Annotated in this window: 19 protein-coding genes and 2 pseudogenes; 12 read left to right on the forward strand and 9 right to left on the reverse strand. The window is 68.4% G+C overall.

Annotated features, from left to right (window positions below):
• Positions 1 to 38 precede the first annotated feature (38 nt).
• The 6 genes and pseudogenes from fadD6 to AC5Y31_RS13880 all read left to right on the forward strand — a co-directional run bounded on the left by fadD6 (position 39) and on the right by AC5Y31_RS13880 (position 4,914).
• A complete protein-coding gene (gene fadD6 / locus AC5Y31_RS13855) occupies positions 39 to 1,817 on the forward strand; it encodes a long-chain-acyl-CoA synthetase FadD6 (RefSeq protein ID WP_065022676.1) in 1,779 nt (592 codons plus the stop codon).
• Positions 1,742 to 2,723, forward strand: a pseudogene (gene folP, locus AC5Y31_RS13860) (dihydropteroate synthase). Before fadD6 ends, folP begins: the two are co-directional and overlap by 76 nt.
• Positions 2,720 to 3,664, forward strand: coding sequence for a glucosyl-3-phosphoglycerate synthase (locus tag AC5Y31_RS13865; protein ID WP_499980972.1), 945 nt, complete (start codon positions 2,720 to 2,722; stop codon positions 3,662 to 3,664). Before folP ends, AC5Y31_RS13865 begins: the two are co-directional and overlap by 4 nt.
• A 19-nt stretch (positions 3,665 to 3,683) precedes the next feature.
• Positions 3,684 to 3,995, forward strand: coding sequence for a DivIVA domain-containing protein (locus AC5Y31_RS13870; protein ID WP_065022580.1), 312 nt, complete (start codon positions 3,684 to 3,686; stop codon positions 3,993 to 3,995).
• Positions 3,992 to 4,588: a DNA-3-methyladenine glycosylase I gene (locus AC5Y31_RS13875; protein WP_065022581.1), complete on the forward strand. Its 597-nt coding sequence runs from the start codon at positions 3,992 to 3,994 to the stop codon at positions 4,586 to 4,588. The genes AC5Y31_RS13870 and AC5Y31_RS13875 overlap by 4 nt, the downstream gene beginning before the upstream one ends.
• 158 nt (positions 4,589 to 4,746) lie before the next feature.
• Positions 4,747 to 4,914 (forward strand): DUF3117 domain-containing protein, encoded by a 168-nt coding sequence (locus tag AC5Y31_RS13880; protein WP_003885506.1) that lies wholly within the window; start codon positions 4,747 to 4,749, stop codon positions 4,912 to 4,914.
• 11 nt (positions 4,915 to 4,925) lie between these two features.
• Here the strand turns inward: AC5Y31_RS13880 and glgA are convergent, their stop codons facing one another.
• On the reverse strand, positions 4,926 to 6,089 hold the full coding sequence (glgA, locus tag AC5Y31_RS13885; protein ID WP_499980973.1) for a glycogen synthase: 1,164 nt from the start codon (positions 6,087 to 6,089) through the stop codon (positions 4,926 to 4,928).
• Positions 6,090 to 6,212: 123 nt separating this feature from the next.
• Here glgA and glgC point away from each other — a divergent pair, with 123 nt between their 5' ends.
• Positions 6,213 to 7,427 carry a glucose-1-phosphate adenylyltransferase gene (gene glgC / locus AC5Y31_RS13890; protein WP_065022583.1) on the forward strand — a complete coding sequence of 405 codons (1,215 nt, stop codon included), beginning with the start codon at positions 6,213 to 6,215 and terminating at the stop codon, positions 7,425 to 7,427.
• A 42-nt stretch (positions 7,428 to 7,469) separates the two neighbouring features.
• On the forward strand, positions 7,470 to 8,555 hold the full coding sequence (locus AC5Y31_RS13895; protein WP_499980975.1) for an IS630 family transposase: 1,086 nt from the start codon (positions 7,470 to 7,472) through the stop codon (positions 8,553 to 8,555).
• 16 nt (positions 8,556 to 8,571) lie between these two features.
• Here AC5Y31_RS13895 and AC5Y31_RS13900 read toward each other — a convergent pair whose 3' ends face one another.
• From AC5Y31_RS13900 to AC5Y31_RS13930, 7 genes and pseudogenes are all read right to left on the reverse strand, one after another.
• A complete protein-coding gene (locus tag AC5Y31_RS13900; protein WP_499981081.1) occupies positions 8,572 to 8,919 on the reverse strand; it encodes a DUF2599 domain-containing protein in 348 nt (115 codons plus the stop codon).
• Positions 8,896 to 9,300, reverse strand: a pseudogene (locus AC5Y31_RS13905) (hypothetical protein); the annotation flags it as partial. The gene AC5Y31_RS13900 and the pseudogene AC5Y31_RS13905, both read right to left, overlap by 24 nt.
• Before the next feature lie 737 nt (positions 9,301 to 10,037).
• Positions 10,038 to 10,712, reverse strand: coding sequence for a methyltransferase family protein (locus AC5Y31_RS13910; RefSeq protein WP_499980976.1), 675 nt, complete (start codon positions 10,710 to 10,712; stop codon positions 10,038 to 10,040).
• 10 nt (positions 10,713 to 10,722) lie between these two features.
• The gene (locus AC5Y31_RS13915; protein WP_499980978.1) at positions 10,723 to 12,363 is read right to left on the reverse strand and encodes an ABC transporter permease; all 1,641 of its coding nucleotides are present in this window, start codon (positions 12,361 to 12,363) and stop codon (positions 10,723 to 10,725) included.
• Positions 12,360 to 13,265, reverse strand: a complete 906-nt coding sequence (locus AC5Y31_RS13920; protein WP_499980980.1) for an ABC transporter ATP-binding protein — start codon at positions 13,263 to 13,265, stop codon at positions 12,360 to 12,362. The genes AC5Y31_RS13915 and AC5Y31_RS13920 overlap by 4 nt, the downstream gene beginning before the upstream one ends.
• Positions 13,255 to 13,887 carry a TetR/AcrR family transcriptional regulator gene (locus AC5Y31_RS13925; RefSeq protein WP_065022587.1) on the reverse strand — a complete coding sequence of 211 codons (633 nt, stop codon included), beginning with the start codon at positions 13,885 to 13,887 and terminating at the stop codon, positions 13,255 to 13,257. The genes AC5Y31_RS13920 and AC5Y31_RS13925 overlap by 11 nt, the downstream gene beginning before the upstream one ends.
• A 123-nt stretch (positions 13,888 to 14,010) precedes the next feature.
• The gene (locus tag AC5Y31_RS13930; RefSeq protein ID WP_065022588.1) at positions 14,011 to 14,679 is read right to left on the reverse strand and encodes an O-methyltransferase; all 669 of its coding nucleotides are present in this window, start codon (positions 14,677 to 14,679) and stop codon (positions 14,011 to 14,013) included.
• Between the two features lie 192 nt (positions 14,680 to 14,871).
• Here AC5Y31_RS13930 and sigE point away from each other — a divergent pair, with 192 nt between their 5' ends.
• The 4 genes from sigE to tatB all read left to right on the forward strand — a co-directional run bounded on the left by sigE (position 14,872) and on the right by tatB (position 18,190).
• Positions 14,872 to 15,663, forward strand: a complete 792-nt coding sequence (gene sigE / locus AC5Y31_RS13935) for an RNA polymerase sigma factor SigE (RefSeq protein WP_065022589.1) — start codon at positions 14,872 to 14,874, stop codon at positions 15,661 to 15,663.
• A gap of 133 nt (positions 15,664 to 15,796) precedes the next feature.
• Complete coding sequence (gene rseA, locus AC5Y31_RS13940) at positions 15,797 to 16,204, forward strand: anti-sigma E factor RseA (protein WP_065022590.1); 408 nt, start codon at positions 15,797 to 15,799, stop codon at positions 16,202 to 16,204.
• Positions 16,205 to 16,286: 82 nt separating this feature from the next.
• Positions 16,287 to 17,786 carry a serine protease HtrA gene (gene htrA / locus AC5Y31_RS13945; RefSeq protein ID WP_499980983.1) on the forward strand — a complete coding sequence of 500 codons (1,500 nt, stop codon included), beginning with the start codon at positions 16,287 to 16,289 and terminating at the stop codon, positions 17,784 to 17,786.
• Positions 17,787 to 17,797: 11 nt separating this feature from the next.
• The gene (gene tatB, locus AC5Y31_RS13950; protein ID WP_499980985.1) at positions 17,798 to 18,190 is read left to right on the forward strand and encodes a Sec-independent protein translocase protein TatB; all 393 of its coding nucleotides are present in this window, start codon (positions 17,798 to 17,800) and stop codon (positions 18,188 to 18,190) included.
• Positions 18,191 to 18,208: 18 nt separating this feature from the next.
• Here tatB and AC5Y31_RS13955 read toward each other — a convergent pair whose 3' ends face one another.
• Entirely contained in the window at positions 18,209 to 19,363 is a 1,155-nt protein-coding gene (locus AC5Y31_RS13955) for an Mrp/NBP35 family ATP-binding protein (RefSeq protein ID WP_065022593.1), read from the reverse strand.
• Between the last annotated feature and the right edge of the window lie 4 nt (positions 19,364 to 19,367).

Genomic DNA, 19,367 nt, shown 5'->3' on the forward strand with positions numbered 1-19,367 from the left:
GCTGAGTCGTCCTTGAGTTGGCGAAACGGGAGAACAGCGTGTCCGATCACAACTCCGGCGCGGTCACCCGGGTAGGACTCACCGAGATCGCGGCCCGGTTGCCGGGGCTGGTTGCCGACGCCCCGTCGATCCTGCGGGGAGTGCGGACCGGCCTGCTGGCCCGGCCCACCTCCAAGGCGTCGATCGGCAAGGTCTTTCAGGAGCGCGCCGCGAAGTTCGGCGACCGGGTCTTCCTCCGATTCGGCGAGCAGCGGCTGACCTACCGCGAGGCCAACGAGACCGTCAACCGCTACGCCGCGGTGCTGGCCGCCCGCGGTATCGGCCACGGCGACGTCGTCGGGATCATGCTGCGCAACTCACCCAACGCGGTGTTGATGATGCTGGCCGTCGCCAAATGCGGCGCGGTCGCCGGCATGGTCAACTATCACCAGCGCGGCGACGTATTGGCGCACAGCCTGGGCCTGCTGGACGCCAAACTCCTTGTCGCGGAATCGGATCTGGTCGATGCCGTGCACGACAGCGGCGCGCCGGACCGGCCGGAGACCATCGAGGAGCTGGAGCGGCTGGCCGCCACCGCGCCCGCCGGCAACCCGGCCTCGGTGGCGGCGGTGCTGGCCAAGGACACTGCCTTCTACATCTTCACCTCGGGCACCACCGGCTACCCCAAGGCCAGCGTGATGACCCATTACCGGTGGTTGCGGGCGCTGGCGGCGTTCGGCGGACTCGGACTGCGCCTGCGCGGCAATGACACCCTGTACTGCTGCCTGCCGCTGTACCACAACAACGCGCTCACGGTCGCGGTGTCGTCGGTGCTCAACGCCGGAGCGACACTGGCGCTGGGCCGCTCGTTCTCGGCGTCGCGGTTCTGGGACGAGGTGATCGACTACCAGGCCACCGCCTTCGTCTACATCGGCGAAGTCTGCCGCTACCTGCTCAACCAGCCGCCCAAGCCGACCGACCGCAGCCACCGGGTCCGGGTGATCTGTGGCAACGGCCTGCGACCCGAGATCTGGGACGAGTTCGCCCGCCGGTTCGGAATCAACCGGATCTGCGAGTTTTACGGAGCCAGCGAGGGCAACGCCGCGTTCCTCAACGTGTTCAACATGCCCCGCAGTGCCGGCATCTACCCGTTGCCGCTGGCCTACGTGCACTACGACCCCGACACCGGCCAGCCGCAGCGCGGCGACGACGGCTGGGTGCGCCGGGTACCGCCCGGGCAGCCCGGCCTGCTGCTGTCCCCGGTGAACAAGATGTCGCCGTTCGACGGCTACACCGACCCGGAAGCCACCGAGAAGAAGCTGGTGCGCAACGCGTTCAAGGATGGCGACTGCTGGTTCAACACCGGCGACCTGATGACCCCGCAGGGCCTGGGGCACGCCGCGTTCGCCGACCGGCTCGGCGACACCTTCCGGTGGAAGGGCGAGAACGTCGCCACCACGCAGGTCGAAGCCGCCTTGAGTGCCGACGAGTCGGTCGAGGAGTGCGCGGTCTACGGCGTCGAAGTGCCCGACACCGGGGGCCGGGCCGGGATGGCCGCGGTCAAGCTGCGCGACGGCGCGACGTTCGACGGGCGCGGTCTGGCCGCGGTGGTCTGCGACCGGCTGCCGCTGTATGCGGTCCCGCTGTTCGTGCGGCTGGTGGAGTCGATGTCGCACACCACCACGTTCAAGAGCCGCAAGGTGGAGTTGCGCGAGCAGGGCTACGGCGGCGGCGTCGAGGACCCGCTGTATGTGCTGGCCGGCTGCGACGAGGGCTACGTGCCCTTCTACGAGGGCTATCCCGGCGAAGTGGCGGCCGGCAAACGACCGCGAGGCTGACGCCTACACGTCACCAGGCACCATAGAACCGTGCAGTCCACCCTCTGCGGTCGTCCGGTGGCGGCCGATCGCGCGCTGATCATGGCGATCGTCAACCGCACCCCCGACTCCTTCTACGACGCGGGCGCCACCTTCAGCGACGAGGCGGCCAAGTCCGCGGTGCATGCCGCGGTGGCCGACGGTGCCGACGTCATCGACGTCGGAGGGGTCAAGGCCGGGCCGGGACAGACCGTCGACGCCGACACCGAGACCGCCCGGGTGGTTCCCTTCATCGAGTGGCTGCGCAGCGCCTATCCGAACCAGCTGATCAGCGTCGACACCTGGCGCTCGGAGGTGGCCAAACGCGCCTGCGCGGCCGGCGCCGACCTGATCAACGACACCTGGGGCGGAGTCGACCCGGACCTGCCGGCGGTTGCCGCGGAATTCGGGGCGGGCCTGGTCTGTTCGCATACCGGGGGCGCCCAACCGCGAACCCGACCGTTCCGGGTGAACTACGGCAACAGCGTCGACGGGGTGGTGGAGGCAGTGATCAATGAGGTCACCGCGGCTGCGCAACGGGCGGTGGCGGCCGGGGTCATGGCCGACCGGGTGCTGATCGATCCCACCCATGATTTCGGCAAGAACACCTTCCACGGGCTAGCGTTGTTGCGACACACGGAGAAGTTGGTCGGTACCGGATGGCCGGTGCTGATGGCGCTCTCCAACAAAGATTTCATCGGTGAGACCCTCGGCGTGGGTCTGACCGAACGGCTGGAAGGAACGTTGGCGGCCACCGCGTTGGCGGCAGCCGCTGGTGCCCGGATGTTTCGGGTACACGAGGTCGGGCCGACCCGGCGCGTGCTGGAGATGGTGGCATCCATCCAGGGCGTGCGGGCCCCGACCCGCACAGTAAGGGGACTTGCATGACCGACCTGGTCGCGGGGCTGGGTGACACCCGGCTGGCCGGGCGCACCTGGAGCCGTCCGGACTGGACGGTTGCCGAACTGCTGACGGCTAAGGCCAAGACCGGCCGCACCATCTCGGTGGTGCTGCCCGCGTTGAACGAGCAGGCGACCATCGAATCGGTCATCGACAGCATCACCCCGCTGGTCGACAACCTGGTCGACGAACTGATCGTGCTGGACTCCGGCTCGACCGACGACACCGAGATCCGCTCGATCGCCGCCGGCGCCCGCGTCGTCAGCCGCGAACAGGCGGTCCCCGAGGTGCCCCCGCAGCCCGGCAAGGGCGAAGCGCTGTGGCGGTCGCTGGCGGCCACCAGCGGCGACATCGTGGTGTTCGTAGACTCCGACCTCATCGACCCAGACCCGATGTTCGTCCCCAAGCTGGTCGGGCCCCTGCTCACCGGCGACGGTGTCCACCTGGTCAAGGGCTTCTACCGGCGGCCGCTGAAGGTCAACGGCACCGAGGACGCCACCGGGGGCGGCCGGGTCACCGAGCTGGTCGCCCGGCCGCTGCTGACCGCGCTGCGCCCCGAACTGGGCGCCGTGCTGCAGCCGCTGGGCGGTGAATACGCGGGCAGTCGCGAGCTGCTGGCGTCGGTGCCGTTCGCGCCCGGCTACGGGGTGGAGATCGGATTGCTAATCGACACCTACGACCGGTTGGGCCTAGACGCGATCGCTCAGGTCAACCTGGGTGTGCGGGCCCACCGCAACCGCCCGCTGGCCGAGTTGGCCGTGATGAGCCGGCAGGTGGTGGCCACCCTGCTGTCGCGTTGCGGGGTTCCGGACTCCGGCGTCGGGCTCACCCAGTTCTTCGCCGACGGTCCAGAGGGATTGGACTACCTGCCGCGCACCACGCCGCTGTCGCTGGTGGACCGGCCGCCGATGAACACCCTGCGCCACTGAATGAGGCACTATCGATGCCGTGACACTGGTGTTGCTGTATCTCGTCGTGCTCGTCCTGACCGCGCTGCTGCTGTTCGGGGTGGCCAGCGTGCTGTTCGGCCGGGGTGAGCAACTACCGCCGCTGCCCCGGGGGACGACGGCGACCATGCTTCCGGCCTCCGGGGTAACCGGCGCCGACGTCGAGGCGGTCAAGTTCTCGCAGGTGCTGCGCGGCTACCACACCGGCGAGGTCGACTGGGTGCTGGAGCGGCTCGGCGCCGAGCTCGACCAACTGCGCGGGCAGCTCGCCGCGGCGCAGGCCCTTGCCGGGAACCCCTCGGGGCCGAGTTGACCGGCCCGCCCGACGACGGCCCGCCCGACGACGGCCTGGTCCGGTGCGGCTGGTCGGACGGCTCGGCGCTGTATCGCGACTACCACGACCAGGAGTGGGGGCGTCCGGTCCGCGAGACCACCGCGCTGTTCGAGCGGATCAGCCTGGAGGCATTTCAGAGCGGGCTGTCGTGGCTGGTGATTCTGCGCAAGCGGGAGAATTTCCGGCGCGCTTTCGCCGGTTTCGATGTCGAGACCGTCGCGCGCTACACCGACGCCGACGTGGCCCGACTGCTGGACGACGCCGGCATCGTGCGCAACCGGGCCAAGATCGAGGCGACGATCGCCAACGCGCGCGCGACCGTGGACTTGGGATCCACCGATTTGGCGGAGCTGTTGTGGTCGTTCGCCCCGCCGCCGCGTCCCCGACCGGTGCAGCTGTCGGCAATTCCGGCCGTCACGCCGGAATCGACGGCCATGGCGCGCGAATTGAAGCGTCGCGGGTTCCGATTCGTCGGACCCACCACCGCTTACGCATTGATGCAGGCCACGGGCATGGTTGACGACCATCTACAGACGTGTTGGGTACCGCCGGTAACCGCACAGATGCACTAAAATACAACTCCGGAATCGGGTCTTGTGCACGCGGCGTCGCCGATAGGGGAGAATGGGCGAGTGAATTTGCAGTTCGATGCCGGACGCTGCGACCGCGGTGCACAACCGGCGCAGATCAAGGGCACGGCCGGTGGGCTGGTACCTGGAGGGAGCACTCGATGGCGGCGATGAAGCCCCGGACCGGTGACGGTCCACTGGAAGCGACCAAAGAGGGGCGCGGCATCGTGATGCGGGTACCCCTCGAAGGTGGCGGGCGACTGGTCGTCGAGTTGACTCCGGACGAGGCCGCTGCACTGGGCGACGAGCTCAAGGCCGTCACGAGCTGACTTCGGGCCGGCTAGCCGCCCACCTGTCGATAGATCGCCAGGGTCTGCTCGGCCACTCGCGACCACGAAAAGACCTCGACGCAGCGGAGTCGACCCGCGTCGCCGTAGCGCCGTGCCCGCCCCGGGTCGCTGATCAGCGCGTTGACCGCCTCGGCGAGGCCGTTGCGGAAGCCCTCGGGCTCGGCGGCGTCGTAGTGCACCAGCGAACCGGTGACGCCGTCGCGCACCACCTCCGGTATGCCGCCAACGTCGGAGGCCACCACCGCCGTGGCGCAGGCCATCGCCTCGAGGTTGACGATGCCCAACGGCTCATAGATCGACGGGCAGACGAACACCGTTGCTGCCGAAAGTAATTCGCGGATCTGCCGCGCGGGCAGGGTTTCCTGGATCCAGAACACCCCGCTGCGGGCCGCGGCGAGCTCGCTGACCGCGGCGCTCATCTCGGCGGCGATCTCCGGTGTGTCGGGAGCGCCGGCACACAACACCAGCTGGGCTTCCGGGTGAAACCGGTGCGCGGCGGCCACCAGATGAGCCACCCCCTTCTGCCGGGTGATCCGTCCGACGAACGCCACCATGGGCCGGTCCGGATCGACGCCGAGATCAGCCAGCATCGAGGAGTCGGATCCGGCCTGCTGCGGACACCACACGTCGGTGTCGATGCCGCTGTAGACGACATGCACCCGGTCGGGTCGCAGCTCCGGATAGACCCGCAGCAGGTCCTCGCGCATCGCCGAACTGACGGCGATCACGGCGTCGGCGGCCGTGGTTCCCAGCTGTTCGGCCCACGACGACACCCGGTAGCCGGCGCCCAGCTGCTCGGCTTTCCAGGGCCGCAGCGGCTCCAGCGAATGCGCGGTCAGCACATGCGGGATGTCGTGCAGCAAGGCCGCCAGACGGCCCGCCAAGGCGGTGTACCAGGTGTGCGAGTGCGCGACGTCGGCCGTGCCGACGGTGTCGGCCATCGTCAGGTCGGCCGACAGTGTCCCCAGTGCCGGATTCGCATCTCGCAGCGCCGGATCCGGCTGATGCGCCTGCGCGCCCGGCCGCGGCGCCCCCATGCAATGCACGTCGACGTGACACAACCGCCGCAGCGCTTCGACCAGGTTCGTGACATGCACGCCCGCGCCACCGTAGATCTCCGGGGGATATTCCCGGGTCAGCATCGCTACCCGCATAACCCGCACGGCAGCGGTCGCGGGCGGCCGGGCGCGCGGCGAACGACCGGCAACCTGTGAGAAGCTTCGCCAATCGTGCTGTCCGGCTGGCAGGGTGCCGAAGCGGCCGATAGGTTTGGTGGCATGAGGGAATTGCCGCACGTGCTGGGCATCGTCCTGGCCGGGGGGGAAGGCAAGCGGCTACACCCGCTGACCGCGGACCGCGCCAAGCCGGCGGTTCCCTTCGGGGGCGCCTACCGGCTGATCGATTTCGTGCTGTCGAATCTGGTCAACGCGCGCTACCTGCGAATCTGTGTTCTGACACAGTACAAGTCGCATTCGCTGGACCGGCACATCTCGCAGAACTGGCGCCTGAGCGGCCTGGCCGGGGAGTACATCACCCCGGTGCCCGCCCAGCAGCGGCTCGGGCCGCGCTGGTACACCGGCTCCGCGGATGCCATCTACCAGTCGCTGAACCTGATCTTCGACGAAGACCCGGACTACATCGTGGTTTTCGGGGCGGACCACGTGTACCGGATGGACCCCGAACAGATGGTGCGCTTCCACATCGACAGCGGGGCCGGCGCCACGGTCGCCGGGGTCCGGGTGCCGCGGGCCGAGGCGTCATCGTTCGGCTGCATCGACGCCGACGACTCCGGGTGGATCCGGGGTTTTCTGGAGAAGCCGGCGAATCCGCCCGGCACGCCCGACGATCCGGAGAGCACCTATGTCTCGATGGGCAACTACATCTTCACCACCAAGGTGCTGATCGACGCGATCCGTGCCGACGCCGACGATGACCACTCCGACCACGACATGGGCGGCGACATCATCCCGCGCTTGGTCGCCGACGGGATGGCCGCGGTCTACGACTTCTCCGTCAACGAGGTGCCCGGAGCCACCGAACGCGACCGCGGCTACTGGCGCGACGTCGGAACCCTGGACGCGTTCTACGACGCCCACATGGACCTGGTGTCGGCGCATCCGATCTTCAACCTGTACAACAATCGCTGGCCGATCCGCGGCGCGACGGAGAACCTGGCGCCGGCGAAGTTCGTCAACGGTGGGACGGCGCAGGAGTCGGTGGTGGGCGCGGGCAGTGTCATCTCGGCCGGCTCGGTGCGCAATTCGGTGCTGTCGTCGAACGTCGTGATCGACGACGGCGCGATCGTGGAGGACAGCGTCATCATGCCCGGGACGCGGGTCGGGCGCGGCGCGGTGGTACGGCACGCGATCTTGGACAAGAACGTGGTGGTCGGCCCCGGTGAGATGATCGGCGTCGACTTGGAGAAGGACCGCGAGCGGTTCTCGATCAGCGCCGGCGGCGTGGTCGCGGTCGGCAAGGGCGTCTGGATCTAGTGTCTTGAGTCGTTAATTCGCATCCTCTAGTTAGTATGGGGGGTGCCTTCTCCGCATGCTGTCAAGATCGTGTTGACCGATGACGAACGCGCCGAGCTGGAGGGTTGGGTTCGACGACGCAACAGTGCGGCCGGACTGGCTCTGCGAGCGCGGATCGTGCTCGCGTGCGCCGATGGCGGCAACAACGTCGAGGTGGCCGATCGCCTGGAGCTCACGCGCGGCACGATTCGCAAGTGGCGCAATAGATTTGCTGAGAGGCGCTGTGATGGGCTGCTCGATGAGCCACGTCCGGGACGGCCGCGGGTGGTCGGTGACGATCAGATCGAGGCGTTGATCACCGCGACGTTGGAGACCACTCCGCCGGGTGCCACCCACTGGTCGACGCGCTCCATGGCCGAGCACCTGGGTCTTAGCCAGTCGATGGTCTCACGGGTGTGGCGGGCGTTCGGATTAGCTCCCCACAAGCAGGATTCGTGGAAACTGTCCAAGGATCCGCTGTTCGTGGCGAAGGTCCGCGACATCGTCGGGCTTTACCTGGATCCGCCGGATCGCGCCATGGTGCTGTGCGTGGACGAGAAGACCCAGATCCAAGCGCTCAACCGCACCGCGCCGATCTTCCCAATGCTGCCAGGCACGCCGGCGCGCGCCACTCACGACTACGTCCGGCACGGCACGTCCAGCTTGTACGCCGCCCTCGATCTGGCCACCGGAAAGGTGATCGGATCCCTACATGCCCGACACCGGTCACAGGAGTTCCTGGCGTTTCTCAAGAAGATCGACGCCGAGGTCCCCGCAGATCTGGACTGTCACGTCGTGCTCGACAATGCCTCCACCCACAAGACCCCGGCGGTGAAGCGCTGGCTGATCAACCATCCCAGATTCGTCTTGCACTTCACCCCGACCAGCTCGTCGTGGCTCAACCTCGTCGAACGCTGGTTCGCCGAACTAACCACCAAGAAACTGCGCCGCGGCACCCACACCTCGGTGCGTCAACTCAACGCCGACATCCGCGACTGGATCGAGCACTGGAACGACAATCCCAAGCCCTACGTGTGGACCAAAACCGCCGACCAGATCCTTGAATCGGTCGCCAACTACTGCACACGAATTAATAACTCAAGACACTAGACGATCGCCGCCAGGGCTAGAACGGTTCCTCGGCGCCGCCGGCATTGCAGCCGTTGGCCAACAGGCTCAAGGTGCTGACCACCGGGCGCCACGGCTCCAGGTTCCAACTGGTCTTGCCGGGCTGGATGAACTCGGCAAACTGCCAGTGGCACAGGAACTGTTCCCGCATCCCGGGCGTATTGGCGTCCGGGTCGCGTTTGACCACCTCCGACCAGGCCTGCTCGCCCTGGCGCATGGTGCCGGGCTCACCGGCCTGGGCTCGGCCGGTGTCGGTCGGATAGACCCGCAGGCTGGTCCCGTCCTCGTAGGTCACCCACCGGGTGTCCTCGACGTAGGGCGACGCGCTGATGCCCGCGGCGCCCAGCCAGCCACCCGCGCCGCCGAAGCCGCCGGCACCGCCCTCGCCGCCGAATCCGCCGTCGCCGCCGCGGCCGAACAACAACCCGCCCACGCCGCCGTCGCCGCCGGCGCCGCCCGCCCCGCCGGTACCGCCGCTGCCCCCGATTCCCATGAACCAGCCGCCGGCCCCGCCGTCACCGCCGGCGCCGCCGTCAGCGCCGAGGCCGCCTGCCCCGCCGTGGCCGAAGAACCCGGCCTGACCACCGGGGCCGCCGGCACCGCCCGCCCCGTCGACACCGGCTCCGCCATTGCCGAACAGGAATCCGCCGTCGCCGGCGTCGCCGAACCCGCCCCACTGTCCGAACACGCTGGTGTTGGCGCCGTCGAAGCCGTCGATGCCGTCGCCGATCAGGTCGCGGCCGAACAGCATGACGAACGGTGCGTTGATCAGGACGGCGCTGAACTCTCCGAACGGGCCGGCGAGCCACTCCTGCAGGCCGGCGTGCAGCGGGGCGTAGAAGAGTTGGTCGAACCAGGCGGCAAGGTCGAAGGCCTGGCCCGGCCCCGCCCACCCCGACACCGCGTCGATCACGCCGGACAACAGCGTGTGGGTCGACGGATCGAGTTGGTCCACCCAGGCCTGGGCAATCGTCATCAGGCTGCCCAGGTCGGTGCCCGCCGCCGGTGCGGCCGCCATCGGCTCGGCGAAATCGATTGCCCAGTCCCAGTCCGCCTGCGCGGGTGCGGCGGTGAGCACCGGTGTGGTTGCCAGCAGCGCGGCGCTCAGTGCGGCGCCGAAACCGGCCGCCCGGACGCCGCGGGAAGGCCGGACGGTGGCGATGCTCCGCCGTGGTGTGCGCATGACTCGAACGTCCTCCCGGAAGACACCTGTCGAACTAACAGGTGATGTTCAGGAGACTGTAAGCCACTTCTGGCGCCTATGAAGGTCGGACGGTGGAAGTACTTCCGGTGTTCGCGGTCAGCGGTTCAATTCGGCGAGGGCGGCGACGATCTCCGGCTTGTCGGATTGCAGGGAGCCGCGCCAGCCGACGTCTCGTAACGGGTAGTCACGTAGTTCGATGCTTCGCCGTGACCGGAGACGAACCAGAACTGGTTACCGATCAGCCGTCCTCCGATCGGGGTTTACCAGAGATAGGGGACCAAGCGGTACCGAACCCGCCGGGTGTACTCGCGGTAGCCGCTGAGCTCTTCGGTGAGCAACCGCTCCTCGTCCCGGATGCGCAGCACCAGCACGATAAGTCCAACCGGCAGGACGACCAGCCCCCAGTAGGAGTCGAGCGCGAGTGGGACCCCGGCCATCAGGAAGACGTTGCCGGTGTACATCGGGTGGCGCACCAGTCCGTACAAGCCTGTCGAGACCAGCGTCTGGCCAGACTCCACAGTGACATTAGCGGCCGCATAACCGTTTTGAGCGACCACCAACATCGCGACGCCAAGCCCGGTCGCCACCAGGACATCGCCGAAGAGGCAGACCGGCGTCGGTACCGTCGACCATCCGAGTCGGTGATCCAGCGCGCTCAGTACGAACATCGCCGGGAAGCAGATGAATATGACGGTGATGACGACCCGCTGCAAGGTCCGCGTCTCCGCCAGCGGTCCGACGCGCATCCGCCGATCCAGCGCGGCCGGATTGGTACGTAACAAGTAGATGCTGGGAATCCAGGTGGACACCGCGAACACCGCCAGGAACACCCAGGCTTGCCAGTAGTGCAGTGTTCCGGCCGGCACGAACAGCAGCAGCCCGAACGCGATCAGGCCTAACGCAGCTGAAAGGAGACCTTTGCCAACAGTTTTCACCTCTGCCTCCTCAGGCCTTCAGGTCTCGGCGGCGGAATGCCCAGCCGCCGAGGGTGATCAGTGCGGCGTCGAGCACCAGCAGCATCACCAGCGGCACGACGCTGAAGTCACCGGTGCCGACTAACGGGACGTGGGCGAACGGCTCGAGGTCCAGCAGCCACTGCGGCAGGCCGGAGATCGAGCCGAGCAGATACAGCGCGACGAACCCGATCAGCACCGTCCACCCGGCGGGAGCAAACCGCGGGGCCAGACCGAACAGCGCCACCACTACCGCCGCGGGCAACCAGACCGCGGGCAACTGCACCGCGGCGCTGGCGACCACCGTGGCCAGCTCTCCGCCGACGTCGCCGACCGCAGCCCCGTAGACGGTGCCGGCCACCACTCCGGCGGCCAGCATCGCGAGCGCCGATCCGGCCAGCGCGATCACCAGATGGCTTGCCAGCCAACGGTCACGCCCGAGCGAACCGGCGAACAGGGTCTCGGCGCGCGCTGCGGCTTCCTCCTGGTGCAGCCGCAACACCAGCGACACCGCGAAGGCGGCTGCGACCATGCCCAGCATGGTGAACGCCACCGCGACGAAAGCCTGCTCCAGTGCCGCGGTCCCGCCCAACCGGACGACGATGTCGCGAGCGCTGTCACTGCCGACCTCGTCGCCGATGCCGTGAACCACGCTGCCGACCAGCAACCCGTAGAGCACCAAGCCCGTCGTCCACAGCAGCAGTGCGCCGCGATCCAGCCGCCACGCCAAACCGAAGGCCCCGGCCAGCGCCGGCGCCGCCCGGCGCGGACCGGGACGATCGGCCAGCAGCCCGGCGCCGACATCGCGACGGGCGGCGAGCCGGTAGGCCAACCCGGTGAGGGCGGCCGCCGCCGTCAGATGCAGCAGCAGCACCCACCAGCGCTCACCCGCGTAGGGCCGGACCTGTAGTGACCAGCCGAGCGGTGAGAGCCACGACAGCGCGCCGGAGCCGGCGTCACCGACCGCGCGCAGCGTGAAGGCGGCGGCCAGCACGCCGAACGCGGCGCCGCGGGCGAACCGGGCGCCCGGAGACAGCTGCGCTGCCACCGCCGCCACCGCGGTGAACACCAGCCCGGAACAGGCCAGCGCCGCCCCGAACGCGAACGATCCGGCTGCCGGCACCTCGGTGGTGAGCAGCCCTGCCGCGCCGATGATGCCGGTGGCCACCGAGGCGCCGGACGCCAGCAGCAGTGCGCCGGTCAGCCCGGCATAGCGGCCCACCGCGGTCGAGTCGATCAACTCGGTGCGGCCGGTCTCCTCGTCGGCGCGGGTGTGCCTTATGACGGTCAGTATCACCGCCACCGCGATCAGCAGGTGGAAGATCCCGGCCTTCCAGATGCCCACCGCGCCGAGACTGTCGTTGTAGACCTGCCCGTACATGGCGCGCTGGGCCGGGCTGGCCATGATTGTCGCGGCCAGGCCGGCGCGGTCGGCTGCGGTGGGGTAAATGGCCTGGATGCTGCCGATGTAGACGCCGGCCAGCGGCAATGAGAGCAGCAGCACCCAGAGTGGCAGGACGACGCGGTCGCGGCGCAGATAGAGCCGAAGCATGCCGACGGTGCCGGAGAGCTCTGAAGTGTTCCCGGACGGCCGAAAGCCCGGATGTGCTTGGTGGGCAACAGCGGTGGTCATGCTCGCACCGTGTCGTAGTGCCGCAAGAACAACTCTTCCAGGGTCGGCGGGCGGCTGGTGAGGCTGCGCACGCCGGCGGCACCGAGCGCGGCGATGAGCTCGCCGAGGCTGGCGCTGTCGACCTGCGCGTGCAGCACGGTGCCGTTGTAGTGCACGTCCGACACGCCCGGGATTCGGGTGAGATCGCCGGGGTCGCTCGCCAAGTCGGCTTGAATCGAGGTGCGGTGCAGGTGGCGCAGCGAATCCAGCGAGCCGCTCTCGATGACGCGCCCGGCCCGGATGATCGTCACCCGCTGACACAGTTTCTCGGTCTCGGCCAGGATATGGCTGGACAGCAGGACGGTGGCCCCGCGCCGGCTCGCCTCGGCGACGCACTGCTGGAATACATTCTCCATCAACGGATCCAGTCCGCTGCTGGGCTCGTCGAGCAAAAGCAGCCGGGCCTGGGAGGAGAACGCCGAGATCAGCGAGACCTTCTGGCGGTTGCCTTTCGAGTAGGTGCGGGCCTTCTTGCTGGGGTCCAAGTCGAAGCGTTCGATCAACTCGTCACGCCGCCGTTCGTCGATTCCGCCGCGCATCCGGGCCAGCAGGTCGATGATCTCGCCGCCGGTCAGGGACGGCCACAATGTGACATCGCCTGGCACGTAGGCGATCTCCCGGTGCAGATCGACCGCGTCGGTCCAGGGGTTGCCGCCGAGCAGGCGCACCGTCCCACTATCGGCCCGGACCAGGCCCAGCAGGATCCGGATAGTGGTGGACTTGCCGGCGCCGTTGGGCCCGAGAAAGCCGTGGACCTCGCCGGCGTGCACGGTCATATCCAGGCCGTCGAGTGCCTTGACCGCACCGAAATTCTTTTCCAGTCCGCGGATTTCGATCGCCGGCCAACGGTTGTCAGATCGCATCGGGTCCCCCTTGTTCTTTCAGGAAGGCGTCGTACATGGTGCGGTCGGTCATCAGGCCCTCGGTGTAGACCTCGAGTGCGGGCAGCACCATGTCTTGGGCGTAGTCGCGCAACACGGCGCGCAGATCGGTGGGGTTCTCGTGCATCTGCAGATACAGGAGGAATCCGCCTCCGCTGGTGATGGCCAGGTATCTCGCCCTGGCCTGGGGGTTGCGGCTGGGTTTGAGGGTGCCGGCGCGCACACCCTCGTCGAGGTACCCCTCGGCGTTGTCGATCATCCGCCGCCACAAGGTATTTGCCAGTTCACCGCCGGACTGCATGGTGCGGACCACGTACGCCATCATTGGTGCGTAGGACTCGATTTCGGCCATTGCGGCGAACCAGGTCGCCGGATCCGTCGAGCGCATCGCCTCGGATTTTCCGCTGCGGATCTCCTCGGCGACGAACTCGTCGCAGGCCCTGCGCAGTCCTTCTTTGGAGCCGAAGTGGTGAATGACCAGGGCGGCGCTGACCCCGGCCGCTTCGGCAATCGCCCGCACGCTGACCCCGAAGCCATGCCGGCCGAACTGCTCGATCGCCGCGTCACGAATCTTCGCGCTGGCCGTCAGGTCGACTGAACGCATGTTCAGTATGCTAAACGCGCGTTCAGTCTTCGGTCAAGCACCTTGGCGCGAGCAGTCGCGAAAGCCCCTATTTCAGGCCCGGAATGGGGGCTTTCGTGACTGCTCGGCGGAAAAAGAGGGGAACTAGTCGCGGACGGCTGCCAACAGGCCGTCGCCTAGCGGAATCAGAGCCGGGGTCAGTCGCTCATCCTCGGCGATCAACCGCGCCGCCTCGCGCACCGCGATCACCTCGGCGTCGTTGGCCGTCGGGTCGCCCGCCCGGCCACCGAGTGCCGCTCGGTGCAGCACCACCACCCCGCCGGCCCGCAGCAACCGCACCGCCTCCAGCACGTATCCGGGCTGGTCGATCGGGTCGGCGTCGACGAAAACCAGGTCGTAGGACTCGTCGGCGAGACGGGTCAGGACTTCTTGGGCGCGGCCGCTGATGAACCGGGTCCGCGACGGCCCGATACCGGCGTCGCCGAACGCCTGCTTGGCGGTGCGCTGGTGCTCGGGCTCGATGTCGATGGTGGTCAGAACACCGTCTTCGCCCATGCCCGACAGCAGCCACAGCCCGCTGACGCCGGCCCCGGTGCCGACCTCGACCACGGCCTTGCCGCCACTGAGCTTGGTCAACAGGGCCAGCAGCGCGCCCACCGCCGCGCTGATCGAGGCGACGCCGATCTCGCCGGCCCGGTCGCGGGCGGCGGCCAGGACCGCGTCTTCGGACATCGAGGCCTCGGCGTGCGCCAGGAGGGCGTCCGCGCGGCTTTGCGGCGGCTGCGGCCCGGAAGTGTCGTCGGTGCTGGCCATGTGCGCAGCGTAGGACACACCCGGGGACGCCGGGGTAGCGGCTCGCCTGCGCGACACGCCCGGGACGCAGTCCGTGTCCGAACTGTTATCCGGATCCATCGACGCACCCTGCGGCGTATTCGAACACAAGTTCACAGTCGGCGTTCAGGGCCGACACAGAGCCGACATACCGCGATAGGCAACGGTAGCGGCATGGAACGAGGTAGGAACCGGCCTCGAGACGCTCGGAATACGAGGGGCCCGGCGCACGTTGACCGCGATAACACGCTGTCGTCGCCTGACGGCTGCCCGGATACGGAGGACGTCGCCATAACCACTTTGCTGCCCCCGGTCGCCATGTCGCACCCGACCACCCACTCGGACCGCTACGCCGACGCCGAATGGGTGGAGCCTTCGGAGGAGCCGCAGGGCACCGCGGTGTTCGACGCCACCGGGGACGTGGCGGCCATGCCGTCGTGGGACGAATTGGTGCGGCAGCACGCCGACCGGGTGTACCGGCTGGCCTACCGACTGTCGGGTAACCAGCAGGACGCGGAGGATCTGACCCAGGAGACCTTCATCCGGGTGTTCCGCTCGCTGCACAACTACCAGCCCGGGACATTCGAGGGCTGGCTGCACCGGATCACCACCAACCTGTTCCTGGACATGGTGCGCAGGCGTGGGCGGGTGCGGATGGAGGCGCTGCCCGAGGATTACGACCGGGTCCCGGCCGACGAGCCCGACCCCGAGCAGATCTACCACGATGCACGGCTGGATCCTGACCTGCAGGCGGCGCTGGACTCGTTGGCCCCGGAGTTCCGGGCGGCCGTGGTGCTGTGTGACATCGAAGGACTGTCCTACGAAGAGGTCGGCGCCACCCTGGGGGTGAAGCTGGGCACCGTGCGCAGCCGCATTCACCGGGGTCGCCAGGCGCTGCGCGACTATCTCGCCGACCGTCCCGGCCAGCGCGACGGGGCCGCTTTCGGCGGTGTCGCGGCAGGCTGAGTCACGCCGCCGCCACCTCGGGTTGCCGCGTGGACGCGCCGTATCGCGCTACATTCTTATAAGGACGATTCTTATAGGGAAATTTTCGGTGTGAACGCCAGGCGTATCGCCGTGTGACGGAAGGAGTCCGGAGGTGACGGAACGCGGAGGTGTCTTCCGTCGCGCGTTCTCCTGGCTTCCCGCGCAATTCGCCTCGCAGAGTGACGCCCCGGTCGGCGCCCCACGCCAGTTCGGATCCACCGAGCACCTGTGCAGCGAAGCGATCGCCGCCTACGTCGACGGCGAGTTGCGGATGAACGCCCACCTGCGCGCCGCTCACCACCTGTCGTTGTGTCCCGACTGCGCAGCCGAAGTGGAGTATCAGGGCCGGGCCCGGTCGGCGCTGCGGGATTCGCATCCGATCCGGATTCCCTCCTCGCTGCTCGGCCTGCTGTCCCAGATCCCCGACTGTCCCGCCGACTCTCCACCCGATGAGCCCACGACGCCGATGCCCAACCGGTTCGCCGACGGCAAGCCGCAGGATCGCCGCAAACGTCGGTAAGGTGGATGCGATGCGGCGCCAGCGCGCCAGTAGCGCTTCGCTTGCGGCGCCTGGAAGCCGACGGGGACCGGAAGAGGAATAGGTGAGCTCCAACAACGAGAACGCCGGCGGTAACCGCCTGGCGCCGCGGCCTGTCTACCGGCCTCCCGTGGACAACGCGTCCCAAAAGGCCTTCGGCCGGCCCGACGGGGTGCCCGGATCGTTCATCCCCGCCGACGTGCGGCCCAAGAAATACCGCGATCAGGGCGAGTACGCCCCGCGCGACCTGCCGCCTGACCCGGTGCTCAAGGAGGCTTTCGGCCGTCCCTTCGGTGCCGGTCCCTCGTTGCAGCGCCATCCGGCCGACGCCGGCGCGCTGGGACGCAACGGCAAGCCCGACGAGTTCGAAGAGACCAATGACCCGTGGCGTGACCCCGCCGCGGGCGCCGGACTGGGTGCGCCCGCCATCGTCGCGCCGCCGCCGCGGGCGTCGGGGGACCTGGGCGGGCGGCTCGGCGTGCGCGACGTGCTGTTCGGTGACCGCGTCTCCTACCGCGCGCTGGGCGTCCTGGCCGCGATCGCGCTGGCCATCGGGCTGGTCGGCGGCTGGGTCGGGCGTACCACCGCGCAGGTCGTCGAAGCGTTCACCACCTCGAAGGTGACCTTGTCGACCAAGGGCAACGCCGAGGAGCCGGCTGGCCGGTTCGCCAAGGTCGCTGAAGCCATCGCCAATTCCGTGGTGACCGTCGAATCGGTCAGCGACGATCAGGGCATGCAGGGCTCCGGGGTGGTCATCGACGGCAAGGGCTACATCGTCACCAACAACCACGTCATCTCCGAAGCGGCCAACAACCCCAGCAAATTCAAGACCACCGTGGTGTTCAACGACGGCAAAGAGGTGCTGGCCAACCTGGTGGGCCGCGACCCCAAGACCGACCTGGCCGTGCTCAAGGTGGACAACGTCGACAACCTGTCCGTGGCTCGTCTCGGCGACTCCGACAAGATCCGGGTCGGCGACGAGGTGATTGCCGCCGGTGCGCCGCTGGGCCTGCGCAGCACCGTCACCCACGGCATCATCAGTGCCGTCCACCGGCCGGTGCCGCTGTCGGGCGAGGACTCCGACACCGACACCGTCATCGACGCGGTGCAGACCGACGCCTCGATCAACCACGGCAACTCCGGTGGCGCGCTGATCGACATGGACGCGCAGCTGGTCGGGATCAACACCGCCGGAAAGTCGCTGTCCGACAGCGCCAGTGGCCTGGGATTCGCGATTCCGGTCAATGAGATGAAGACGGTCGCCGAAGCGCTGATCAAAGATGGCAAGATCGTGCACCCCTCGCTGGGGGTGAGCGCGCGGTCGGTCAGCAACGCGATCGCCTCGGGCGCGCAGATCGCCAACGTCAAGGTCGGCAGCCCCGCGGAGAAGGGCGGCATCCTGGAGAACGACGTGGTGGTCAAGATCGGTGACCGCACCGTCGCCAACGCCGACGAATTCGTCGTCGCGGTGCGCCAGTTGACCATCGGCAAGGAAGCGCCCGTCGAGGTGGTCCGCGACGGGCGCAATGTCACGTTGAACGTGACCCCCACCGGCGACGGCTAGATGTTCGGCTGATGTTCGCCAATGTCGGCTGGGGGGAGATGCTGGTCCTCGTGGTGGTCGGGTTGGTGATCCTGGGCCCGGAGCGGCTCCCGGGGGCGATCCGCTGGACCGCGAACGCGTTGCGTCAGGCCCGCGAGTACGTCACCAACGCCACCGATCAGCTGCGCGACGAGATGGGCCCGGAGTTCGACGACCTGCGCGCGCCGCTGAGCGAACTGCAGAAGCTCCGCGGGATGACCCCGCGGGCCGCGCTGACCAAGCATCTGCTCGACGGGGATGATTCGCTGTTCTCCTCGGTCGGCTCCCTGGCCGAGGATCCGCGCGCCGCGATACCCGCGCCGATCGCGGCTCCCGGACCGGTTTCCGGGACTTCCGGGGCACCGTTCGACGCCGACGCCACCTGACCCGCTGGCGGTAGCCCTTCAGCGCTGGGTGTTGCCGGTGTTCAGTCCCAGCGACATCCCGACCAGCCCGCGTCCGCGGGTGGCCAGCTGATCGGCGATCCGGCGCAGCTCCTTGCCGGCTACCGAGTCCGGCTGGAGCACCACCGGGGAGCCGGAGTCGCCGCCGGTCACCATCTCACTGTCGATCGGCACCTGACCCAGCAGCGGCACGTCGCGGCCCATCGCCCGGGTCAGCCGCTCGGCGACCCGCTCGCCGCCGCCCTCGCCGAACAGGTGCATGGTAGATCCGTCGGGCAGCGCCAGCCCGGCCATGTTCTCCACCACGCCGACGACCTGCTGGCGGGTCTGCAGGGCGATCGCCCCGGCACGCTCGGCCACCTCGGCGGCCGCCTGCTGCGGAGTGGTCACCACCAGAATCTCGGCCGGCGGGACCAACTGGGCCACCGAGATCGCGATGTCGCCGGTGCCCGGCGGCAGGTCGAGCAGCAGCACATCCAGGTCGCCCCAGTAGACGTCGGCGAGGAACTGCTGCAATGCACGGTGCAGCATCGGGCCGCGCCAGACCACCGGGGTATTGCCCTTAGTGAACATCGCGATCGAGATCACCTTCACGCCGTAGCCGATCGGCGGCATGATCATCGAGTCGACCTGCGTGGGCAGCGCCGTGACGCCCATCATCCGCGGCACCGAGTGGCCGTAGATGTCGGCGTCGAGCACCCCGACCGACAGGCCGCGCTCGGCCAGCGCCACGGCGAGATTGACCGTGACACTGGACTTTCCGACCCCGCCCTTGCCCGAGGCGATCGCGTACACCTTGGTCAGCGAGCCCGGTTGGGCGAACGGGATGACCGGCTCCTTGGCGTCGCCGCGCAGCTGTTTGCGCAGCTCGGCGCGCTGCTCGTCGCTGAACACGTCCAGCGTGACCTTGACCGGGCCGGTGCCGGGCACGTCGCTGACCGCCCGGGTCACCATGTTGGTGATCTCGGTCTTCATCGGGCAGCCGGCGATCGTCAGGTAGATCGTGACGTGCACGCTGTGATCGTCAGCGATCTCGATGCTCTTGACCATGCCCAGGTCGGTGATCGGGCGCTGAATGTCGGGGTCCAACACGGTGCCCAGTGCGGCGTAGATCGCGTCGTGCAGGGCGGCGGTGTCGTCTTGTGTCTTGGACATCGAA

It is taken from the genome of Mycobacterium sp. NGS18, assembly GCF_059813185.1.

What these genes read in the sequence shown, in the direction of transcription:
- tatB (WP_499980985.1), top strand. Translation starts at nt 17,798, where the DNA reads ATGTTCGCCAATGTCGGCTGGGGGGAGATGCTGGTCCTCGTGGTGGTC.
- AC5Y31_RS13955 (WP_065022593.1), bottom strand. Translation starts at nt 19,363, where the DNA reads ATGTCCAAGACACAAGACGACACCGCCGCCCTGCACGACGCGATCTAC.
- AC5Y31_RS13920 (WP_499980980.1), bottom strand. Translation starts at nt 13,265, where the DNA reads ATGCGATCTGACAACCGTTGGCCGGCGATCGAAATCCGCGGACTGGAA.
- AC5Y31_RS13880 (WP_003885506.1), top strand. Translation starts at nt 4,747, where the DNA reads ATGGCGGCGATGAAGCCCCGGACCGGTGACGGTCCACTGGAAGCGACC.
- AC5Y31_RS13930 (WP_065022588.1), bottom strand. Translation starts at nt 14,679, where the DNA reads ATGGCCAGCACCGACGACACTTCCGGGCCGCAGCCGCCGCAAAGCCGC.
- sigE (WP_065022589.1), top strand. Translation starts at nt 14,872, where the DNA reads ATGGAACGAGGTAGGAACCGGCCTCGAGACGCTCGGAATACGAGGGGC.
- glgA (WP_499980973.1), bottom strand. Translation starts at nt 6,089, where the DNA reads ATGCGGGTAGCGATGCTGACCCGGGAATATCCCCCGGAGATCTACGGT.
- AC5Y31_RS13865 (WP_499980972.1), top strand. Translation starts at nt 2,720, where the DNA reads ATGACCGACCTGGTCGCGGGGCTGGGTGACACCCGGCTGGCCGGGCGC.
- AC5Y31_RS13925 (WP_065022587.1), bottom strand. Translation starts at nt 13,887, where the DNA reads ATGCGTTCAGTCGACCTGACGGCCAGCGCGAAGATTCGTGACGCGGCG.
- AC5Y31_RS13915 (WP_499980978.1), bottom strand. Translation starts at nt 12,363, where the DNA reads ATGACCACCGCTGTTGCCCACCAAGCACATCCGGGCTTTCGGCCGTCC.
- glgC (WP_065022583.1), top strand. Translation starts at nt 6,213, where the DNA reads ATGAGGGAATTGCCGCACGTGCTGGGCATCGTCCTGGCCGGGGGGGAA.